The sequence below is a fragment of the Sulfoacidibacillus ferrooxidans genome, from assembly GCF_022606465.1.
GTDB lineage: Bacteria > Bacillota > Bacilli > Alicyclobacillales > SLC66 > Sulfoacidibacillus > Sulfoacidibacillus ferrooxidans.
The window spans coordinates 1-1,752 of the sequence record NZ_JALBUF010000049.1 but is presented as its reverse complement, the minus strand read 5'-3'; the positions used below and the strand labels follow the sequence as shown (position 1 = coordinate 1,752).

Genomic DNA, 1,752 nt, shown 5'->3' with positions numbered 1-1,752 from the left:
CTACAATCGCAACCGAATTCACTCAGCGCTTGGCTATAAAACACCCCAGCAGATGGAGGATCTATTGTCTGCGTCAGTTGCGTAAAATAGTTCTTCGATTTGTGTCCAGTAACTTGACAGAGGTCCAAGCCACTGGGCGATGACTGGAATCCACAAAAGATGAACACTTGAGGACTCCCATGCACCTACATACCGCAGACCATTAGATATTACCAGGAGAATTCTGATTTGCTATGAAGTTTTATATCCAATCATTGATGTGAATCAAATATAAGGTAGCAGACACAAATGTACGAACTCATGAAACGATGGAACTGCATCAATGAACATCCTTCCCTAATAGGTTTTATAACCCATGTCTGAAATGGATGTTAATCCGATTATACCTACCTCCTCTATATATTCGAAATTTCCAACGTTACCTGTCCACACTTCCCTCAATCAGACGCCGTTTCATTACTCACTAAATAGAATAAATCCTATAAAATGGTTAAATTCTATGCCTTGCTCGCTGGTAATCGTCACGCGACAGTGAAGCGAGTAACTTTTTAGCGGGGTGACTGTGATCTTCGTTTCTCATTCTTCGACCAGAGGCGATACGTGGAGCCACAGTGGTGATCTTTCGCGTCACATATTCGGTGGGTTGAACCTCTTGGCATAACCTCATCTGTTGAAGCACCTGCTCTAATTGATCACAATCCTGCTTGAATCGCAGTTTCTGACGATGGAAACGGGTGGCGTTTTTCGGAAGGTCGTAGTCAGGAATACCATTCAATGGTTCCATGCATCATTTCGCCTCCACCAATCGCATCTGAATCTGTACCATGTCCCGATAGCGGTTCTCCTCTACATGGACAAGCACATGACGCCTGGTCCGTTCTAGCCATTGTGAAACCCGTTCCCCTTCTCCAAACGCGACGAGCGAATAGCTACGTCCCGTTCCTTCTTTCACACGTGCGCGTAGGTGTTGCTGTTTGGCACCCATCGTCTGTACATCCCCAATGTGTACATCGCGCAAAAAGAAAATAGGCTCTGGATTCGCTTGGCCAAACGGTTCAAGTCGTTTCAGATCGGCGATGAACTGCGGTGTCAACTCATGCACGTGTAGCGGTGCATCCACATCGATATGCGGTGGTTCCCACTCGATATCCTGTGCGACCGTTGCCCATGCACTCCGCAAGTCGTTGATTCGATCTGCAGGTAAGGAGAAACCTGCCGCCGCTGCGTGGCCACCAAACGCGGTGAAGATACCCGTTTGTGCTTGCACAGCTTGCAATAACGCATAGAGATCCACACCAGGTACACTCCGTCCTGATCCTTTGGCGACGCCATCTTTGATCGACAGGCACAGCGTAGGCTTGTACAGGTTTTGAGTGAGTTCCCCTGTGACGATGCCGATAACCCCTTCATGCCATGCTTCACCTGCGACAACGAGTGTTTGATCTGTCCAAGCGTGTTCTTCGATCTGAGCTAGCGCTGATATGTAGATGTGCTCTTGAATGACTTGTCGCTTTTGATTGAGTCCATTCGCTTCAAGCGCTAGACGTTCTGCTTCTATTGGATCATCTGCAAGAAGCAGTTCAACCGCACGCTTGGCATGAGCCAGACGACCGATGGCATTGATTCGAGGAGCCAACTGGAACGCCACGTGTGTTGACGTTACACCTTGCTTGCTGTTAGCCACATCAGCTAGTGCATGGATGCCTACGCTTGGAGACCGATTGATCTGACGCAAGCCTTCCTTAACGAAGA

General features: G+C 48.2%; 2 protein-coding genes. Both read right to left on the bottom strand.

Annotated elements, in window-relative coordinates; all coding sequences use genetic code 11:
- Positions 1-490: 490 nt before the first annotated feature.
- Complete coding sequence (locus MM817_RS16255) at positions 491-784, bottom strand: hypothetical protein (protein ID WP_241717076.1); 294 nt, start codon at positions 782-784, stop codon at positions 491-493.
- 3 nt (positions 785-787) lie between these two features.
- Positions 788-1,752 (bottom strand): DHHA1 domain-containing protein (locus MM817_RS16250; RefSeq protein ID WP_241717074.1); only part of this gene is annotated, 965 nt, incomplete at its 5' end.

Excerpts from the sequence above, each read along its gene's own strand:
- MM817_RS16255 (WP_241717076.1), bottom strand. The coding sequence starts at position 784 with ATGGAACCATTGAATGGTATTCCTGACTACGACCTTCCGAAAAACGCC.